5 protein-coding genes are annotated in these 7,568 nt (G+C 60.4%); 2 read left to right on the forward strand and 3 right to left on the reverse strand.

Annotated elements, in window-relative coordinates; translation table 11 throughout:
- Positions 1 to 1,150: aspartate kinase (locus ABYO54_RS11500; protein WP_372808394.1), on the reverse strand; the 1,150-nt coding region annotated here is incomplete at its 3' end.
- Positions 1,151 to 1,242: 92 nt separating this feature from the next.
- Positions 1,243 to 2,544, reverse strand: a complete 1,302-nt coding sequence (locus ABYO54_RS11505; RefSeq protein ID WP_372808395.1) for a homoserine dehydrogenase — start codon at positions 2,542 to 2,544, stop codon at positions 1,243 to 1,245.
- Positions 2,545 to 2,946: 402 nt separating this feature from the next.
- On the opposite strand from ABYO54_RS11505, the gene ABYO54_RS11510 reads away from it, so the two are divergent.
- Entirely contained in the window at positions 2,947 to 4,545 is a 1,599-nt protein-coding gene (locus ABYO54_RS11510) for a sulfatase (protein ID WP_372808396.1), read from the forward strand.
- A gap of 43 nt (positions 4,546 to 4,588) precedes the next feature.
- Positions 4,589 to 6,175, forward strand: coding sequence for a hypothetical protein (locus ABYO54_RS11515; RefSeq protein WP_372808397.1), 1,587 nt, complete (start codon positions 4,589 to 4,591; stop codon positions 6,173 to 6,175).
- A gap of 187 nt (positions 6,176 to 6,362) precedes the next feature.
- Here ABYO54_RS11515 and ABYO54_RS11520 read toward each other — a convergent pair whose 3' ends face one another.
- Complete coding sequence (locus ABYO54_RS11520) at positions 6,363 to 7,379, reverse strand: transposase (protein ID WP_372808398.1); 1,017 nt, start codon at positions 7,377 to 7,379, stop codon at positions 6,363 to 6,365.
- Positions 7,380 to 7,568: the final 189 nt, after the last annotated feature.

The raw sequence follows: 7,568 nt of genomic DNA on the forward strand, positions 1-7,568 counted from the left end.
AGAGGCCGTGCTCGACGGCAATGGCGTCGGGCGAAAGTTCCCGGGTCAGGCGTTCGACAACGGAAGCCTCCTTCTTGCCCAGCTGGGCAGACTGGAGGATGACCGACATGTTGTCGATCCCGGACGGGGTGTGCTCGAACGAGATGTGCTCGTCTTCAAGGATCTGCAGCAGGCGGCGCCCGAAGCCGACCTCGCGGTTCATCATGTATTTGTCGATATAGATGGCGCAGAAGCCCCCGGCACTGGAAATGCCGACGACCGAGCCGTGCTTCGGCTTGCGCTGCGGCACCACCATGGTTCCGGGAGCGGTCGGGTTGTTGGTGTTCTTGATGCAGATCGGGATCTGGTGCTTCACGGCGGGAATGATTGCCTCGTCATGGAACACGCCGAAGCCGGCGTAGGCCAATTCCCGCATTTCGCGATAGGTCATGCATTCGATGGCGGGCGGGTTATCGATCACCCGCGGGTCCATCGCGCAGACGGAATCGACGTCGGTGAAGTTTTCATAAACATCGGCCTTCACCGCCGCGGCCAGGATGGCGCCCGTGATGTCGGACCCGCCGCGCGGGAAGGTCGCCACCTCGCCGGCCTTGGTGCACCCGAAGAAGCCGGGGAAAACAACGATGTCGGGCTCGTCCTTGAGTGCGGCGAGCCGCTCGAAGGATTCCGGCAACACTTCGGCGTTGCCGAACTCGTCGGAAAGCAGCATGCCGGCTTCGCCGGGGTTGACGTATTTGGCCGGATGGCCTTTCTTGATGAACGCCTCGGCAATGACCTTGGCATTGTTGTCTTCGCCGGAGGCTTTCATGGTGTCCATGAACTGGGCTTCGTTGGCGCCGCGGTTTTCGATGCGCCCGCGCAGATCGGCCTCGATGGCGGCCACGATGGCCTCCGGCAGATCGAGATCCTTTTGGATTTCGGCGTAGCGGCCGACCACCGCCGCCAAGGCGGCTTCGTAATCGGCGCCCTCCAGCACGGCCTGGGCCAGCGCGATCAGCAGGTCGGTTACCTTCGTGTCGCCGCCCTGGCGCTTGCCCGGGGCGGAAACCACCACAATGCGGCGGCTTGCATCCGCCGCGACGATATCGATGATCTTGGAAATCTGCTCCGCGCTCGCCACGGAGGAACCACCAAATTTTACAACTTTCATTTCACTCACCATTTTTCAAACACAACGGCACCAAGTTCTCGAAGAACATCGGCCAGCAACTTAGCGTCCTTTGTGTCTTTGCGTTTAATCGTTTATTCGAAATCTTCGAGGCGCATGCGGACCGGCGAGATGCCGGAAACGTCGAGGGCATCGATGGCGGCCATGGCGGCCTCGAACTCGGACTCCTTGGCCTTCTGCGTGAGAATGACGACCGGGGCTTTTCCGCTCTCGTGCCGCTCCTTCTGGACGACGGATGCAATGCTGATGTTGTGCGCACCGAAAATGTTCATGACCTTGGCCATGGAGCCCGGCTTGTCCACCAGGCACAGGCGGATGTAGCAGCGCTTTTCAATGCTCCCCGAGGAGCAGTACTCCAGCTTGTCGTTCTGCAGCATCATGGTGACGCTGACCGGGACGCCGACCGCATGCAGCTCGTCGGAAGCCGCTTCCATGATGTCGCCGATTACGGCGGATCCGGTCGGCAGCCGGCCGGCGCCGCGCCCGTAGTACATCGTGTCGTCGACAATGTCGCCCTTGACGAAAACGGCGTTGAAGGCGTCGCTGACGGAGGCGATCATGTGCTCCTTCGGCACGAGCGTGGGCTCGACGGAAAGCTCCACCTCCCCGCCGGATTCCTTAATGATGGCCAACAGCTTGATGCGGTAGCCGAGCTCGTCGGCGTTGGCGATATCGGACGAACTGAGGCCGCGGATGCCGATCGTCGGGCAGGCGTCCATCGGTACGGGCGCGCCATAGGCCATGGAGGCGAGCACCACGGCCTTGTGGGCGGTATCGATGCCGTCGATGTCGAGATCGGGCGGGGTCTCGGCATAGCCGAGCGCCTGGGCGTCGGCGAGGATTTCGTCGAACGGCAGCCCTTCGCGCTCCATGCGGGTGAGGATATAGTTGCAGGTGCCGTTGAGGATGCCGAAGATGCTTTCGATCTGGTTGCCGATCAGGCCCGCGCGCTGCGAGCGCAGGATCGGAATGCCGCCGCCGACGGCGGCTTCGTAGTAGATGCCCGTGTTGTTTTCGCGGGCGCATTTGTAGATTTCTTCGCCGTAGTCGGCCAGCAACGCCTTGTTGGCGGTAATGACGCGCTTGCCCTGCTTGAGCGCCTCGAGCGTGAAAGTGCGCGCAACGGAGGTTCCGCCCACGAGTTCCACAATCAGGGCAATGGAGGGATCGGTAATCACGGACATGGCATCGGTGGTCAGCACGCCCGCGTCAACCTCGATTCCGCGATCGGACTCGATGTCGAGATCGGCGATTTTCGCAATGACGGGCTTGATTCCGGTTCGCCGGGCCATGAGCTCTCCGTTCTGCTGGATGCCTTCCACCACGCCGGCCCCAACGGTGCCGAATCCGAGAATACCGATTCTGATCTCTTTCATTTCCAAGTCCTTTAAGTAAAAAAAACGAAGCGCAACCATAGTTAAATGGGTTTTCGACTCAAGCCTTAACCCCCGAAAACAGAACCGATAACCGGGGCCGACATCCACGAATCACTCAGCGTCTGCGGTAAAAAAACGCCCGCCCCAAGAGGCGGCCCCGCAGGGCCCCCTTCCATGCGCGGAACCCCGCGCCGACCGAAGAGGATCGCGACCCGCCCGTTCCCGGACAACGGCGACCCGCCCCGCAACCGCAATGGCGGGGGCCGGAATGCCGCCGGAGTTTACTGGGTAACCGATCTCCGGATGGCGCATTCGACCTTTTCGTGTACCATGGGAATGTTAACTTGCATGAAACGGTTGCCGGGAACGGGAATCGGGACATCGGAACTTGGAGGCTGGAACATGAAAACAACGAATCTGCTTTGGACGCTCGCCGCCGTGGCAATAGGGGCATTTGCGGGAACGAAACCGATGAACGTGGTGGTGATTACCACCGATCAGCAGCGCGCGGACGCGGTCGGCGCGTGGGGCAACGACCACATGATTACGCCGAACATGGATCGGCTCGTGCGCGAGGGGATCAGCTTTAAACGCGCCTACGTCTGCGGTTCCACCTGCATCTCTTCGCGCGCCGCGTTCTATACCGGGCAGTTTGCCCACAACACCGGTTGCTACGGGTTCCAGGAATGGGCCCACAACCGCAGCTGGGTGGAGGATATCCGCGACGCGGGCTACTACACGGCCGCCATGGGCAAGGTGCACCATTATCCCGCCACCGCCATGATGGGGTACGACGAGCGGCTCTACACCGAGAACTTTCCCGACCTGCGAAAATCGTACGACGATTATGCCAATTATCTGAAGGCCGAAGGCCAGCCGAGCCCTTGCCAGATTCTGACGCAGGGCGGCGACTGGATGAACAAGCATGCGTCCAATGCCTTCCCGCTGGAGGAAAAATATCATGTCGACCAGTTTGTCGGCCGCATGGCGACGCGCTGGATCCAGGACTATGCGCGCGAAGAACCCTTCTTCTTGCACATTGGCTTCCAGGGGCCGCACGACCCCTACGACCCGCCGCTGCGCTTCCTCGACCTGTATGCGGACCGGGAGGTGCCGCTGCCGCATTTCGATGCGGGCGGCCTGGCGGCCCGCCCGCCGCAGTATGCGCGCTTCATGGAAGCCTGCCGCAATCCCCTGATGTTCGAACTTCCGCCGCACTATGGCGTTTGGGCCGTCGACCTCCGGGGCATGGACGACGACGCGTTCCGCCGGATGCGGAAGCACTATTATGCCAAGATCACGGGCATCGACTATCAGGTCGGCAAGATTCTCGACATGCTGGAACAAAAGGGCCTGATGGACAACACGCTGATCATCTTCACCTCCGACCATGGCGATAACCTGGGCGACCATGAACTGATCTATAAATGGCTCATGACCGAGCAGTCGGTGCATGTGCCGATGGTGGTGCGCCTGCCGGGCGGCGCGCGCGCCGGGGCGATCGATGACGGCCTGTTTAGCCAGATAGACGTCGGGCCCACGGTGCTGACGGCGCTCGGTCTGGAAGTGCCGCAGCGCCTCGATGGTTCCAGCAACTGGAAACGTATAACCGAAAACGACCGCAGCGAGGTGCCGGAACGGGTGTACTGCGAAGATAACTATCTGACCATGGTGCGCACCCCCGACCGCAAACTCATCTACTATGCCGGGCAGCCGGAAGAGGAATATTTCAACATGGCAAAGGACCCGTGGGAGGAACAAAACCTCGCCAACCACCCGGACTGCAAAACGGAACTCCTCGAACTCAAAGCGGAGATGCTCGAATGGATTACGGTTTCGCGCTATCTCGGTTCGTTGCCGCACATCAACCAGGTTTCCGGAAAGCGCGACAAATGGCCCGCCAACCATCCGGAAGATCCGTACGTCCTGAGTTGTTCCCCGAAAACCCCGGAATATCGAGCCGAATGCGAGCGGCTGCTGCAGGCCGCCCGCAAACCGTAGCCGGGAGTCTTCCATGCCACCATCCGCAAAACGGGGCGAGTCGATGCGAGGTTGGCTCATCGCGCCGATCGCGGTTGCGGCGGCACTGCTTTTCGCGAGGGCCGTCGTTCCGTATGTTTGGGTTCCCAACTCGATCCCCGGCCAAGCCGAACTTTCGAAGCAGGAGCGGTTTGCTTTGCTGAACGAGGCCGTACCGCGGGCCGATCCGGTGGCGGGCCGCGAGCGCGTGCTGCGCGGCTTCGCGATGCGCGAAACCGACGGGCTGGCCCGCAACGAGCGTTCCGGCGGCACGCGCCTTTGCCAGACCCTACTCGCCGGCCTGCTGCTGAACCGGGAGACCGACCGCTGCAACCGGATCCTGAACGAGCTGGTCGTGTGGGGTCGGGCCGGATCCTCGTGGGCCGGGCACCCCAAGGGGGACTACGACTTTGCGCTGATTTGGCTGACGGCCCTTCTGTATGAGTTCGGCGAAGACGAGCAAGTGCTGTATCCCGAAACCCGAAATTATCTGCTGAATACGTTGCTGACGGAAGAGGGCCGGCTCAACCGAATGGTGCCGCGTTCCGGCGGGATGGTTTTTGAGACGGAAAATCATCTGCTAATGCGGGAGGGCTCGCGCTATCTCAAAAACCAGTGGCTGAAACGGCAGGGGCCGGTTGCCGCCCGGTTCGACAACGATCGGAACGGATTGGGCGAATGGCTGGAAAGCTACTTGAACCACCTGCGCCTGCATGGCGTGTATGAGTTCAACTCCACCCCCTATGCGGTGTATACGTTGTTGCCGCTGATGAACCTCGCCGACTATGCAGAGTCGGCGACGATCCGGCGGCTTGCGGAGGCGATAATCGACAACATTGCCCGGCGCTATGCGTACGGATCGTACCGGTTGCGGCAATGCGCGCCGTTTCGCCGGCAATTTAAATATGCCGACAACGAAAGCCTCCTGCTCAACCGCATGGCCCCAATGATCCGGTCTCAGTTGGACGGCACGACCTCCGGCAACGATCTACTGGTGTTCGCGTCCACTTTTCATGAATACCGCCTCCCGCTCCGCACGCTGGAGCGGTTTTCCGGAAACAACCGCGAGGAATATTTTGTGCGATTCGCGCACGAAGCCGACGGCGGCGAGGAAATCTACTCGGGAGGTCCCGGATATCTGCTTAGCGCCGGCGGGGTCTATCGCGGCGAATCGGCCAAGGTGATTGCTCGCCCCATTGCGTTGCTGCTGGAGGATGACGCCGAAAAACTCGACGACTGCATCCACATCCGAGGGATTGGCGACTGGAAACAATGGAACATGACCGGGGTTCACCGCCGCCTTGCCGTCGCCCGCGGGACGCTGCACCTTCCAGCGGGAATCGGAGGCTCCATCGCGCCCGGCTGGAATGCATTCCGAATGAACGACGAGGTCTCCGTTGCCTGCTATCAACAAGGCAACCTGGCCATGCTGGTGGTCCTACCGGCGTCGGAGCTGGCGCTCGACGATGCACTGCAACGCATCAAGGCCGTGAATCCGAATCCGGAAAAAACCGGACGGTTCTTTTGGCCGCGCGAGCTCGCGCCGACAGATGTGCGCGACATGGCATTCGATATCGATGCTCCGCACCAACTCGAAGCCGGATGGCACTGAGCCCGCGACCCTCCATAAGCAGCAAAACCCGATCCGCCGCAGACCGGCAGGATGCCGGTCCTACTTTTCCAAAGCACCGCCGAAACGTATGAAGTGGATGCAGAAAAAATATTTGACCGCAAAGACGCCAAGAAACAAAGACCTCCCTGCACCCAAACTATCACCGGAGGGGTCATCACCGGAGGGGTCAGTCCCGTAATCTAGTAATCGCCCTCAATCGCTCCCGCTTTTCAAGCAGGGCTTCGTCCGTGGTTTCATCGATTCTTTTGGGATAGCGCGACAGGCAATCCGCACGCCCCATCCTCAACCGTTCGGCGATCCAGACATTGGAAACCGCCGTATGCCTGCGGATCAACCAAGCCAATAGGACCTTGTCATCGGCTCCCTTCGGCAGCCGAACCAACTCCGCTTCCCGCAATCCAAGCACCCGCAATCCTTGCTGTACGAATGCTTCGGCCTGCCGCTCATCGTGCAGCTTCACCTCGGCCCCGGAAAACGATTCGCGCTTTCCGGACAGTTCATCCATGCGCTCAAGCATATCGCGCCGAAACGCTTCCGTCCCGAAACACCAGCCGCGCCGGATGTGCGCCCAACCCGGACCGTACTCCATCGGGCGATCGCTTTCGGAAACCTCCAGCGCCCGCTTGTTCATATATTCCCGGAACCTGCGACGGCCATACGCGGAATCCTCCAGCCCCAGGCAACCCAGCGTCCGGTCCACGCACAGCCACTCCGGTCGCTTCGTCGGACGCCCATAGAGCGGAAAACTGCTCCAGGCAAAGTCCGACAGCCTCTCCTTCGCCGCATCGAAACCCTTCGTCCTCGCCGGATTCAAATGGATGTAGTTGCTCACCGTCAAAAAATAGTCCCCGCCCGATCCATCGACCAACAGCGCCTTATACCGCCCCTGCAGCAGATGCCCCCACAGCTTGTGCCTGCCGTTAAACCGCTGCGTATAGGTCCCCTGCAGCCACTTCATCCCCGCCACCAGATTCGCCTCCGGCGTCTCCAGCAACAAGTGGTAATGGTTCCCCATCAAAACGAAAGCGTGTATCCGCCATCCCGTGCGGCCACACGCCTCGCCCAACGTATCCAAAAAGATTTCGCCGTCCCGGCCATCCCGAAAAATCGCCTCTTGGTGATTCCCACGGCTCATCACATGGTAGATCGCTCCCGCATACTCGACTCTCGGTTTCCTTGGCATGCAGGCAGTTATACAACTCCCACGGCAACCCCGTCAAGGGATTACTAGATTACGGGACTGACCCCTTTTCTAGTGTAATCATCGACTCCTTGCTCTCTTTTCCGCCTCGACGAGATCAATGCTTTCCAAACTTCGGGAAGTTGGATCAGTATTAATCCAATACTTTAGTTTTTCATGGTTGTGATATCT

The sequence above is a fragment of the Pontiella sp. genome (assembly GCF_041622395.1).
In the GTDB taxonomy this organism is placed as follows: domain Bacteria; phylum Verrucomicrobiota; class Kiritimatiellia; order Kiritimatiellales; family Pontiellaceae; genus Pontiella.

Excerpts from the sequence above, each read along its gene's own strand:
- ABYO54_RS11505 (WP_372808395.1), bottom strand. The coding sequence starts at position 2,544 with ATGAAAGAGATCAGAATCGGTATTCTCGGATTCGGCACCGTTGGGGCC.
- ABYO54_RS11510 (WP_372808396.1), top strand. The coding sequence starts at position 2,947 with ATGAAAACAACGAATCTGCTTTGGACGCTCGCCGCCGTGGCAATAGGG.
- ABYO54_RS11515 (WP_372808397.1), top strand. The coding sequence starts at position 4,589 with ATGCGAGGTTGGCTCATCGCGCCGATCGCGGTTGCGGCGGCACTGCTT.
- ABYO54_RS11520 (WP_372808398.1), bottom strand. The coding sequence starts at position 7,379 with ATGCCAAGGAAACCGAGAGTCGAGTATGCGGGAGCGATCTACCATGTG.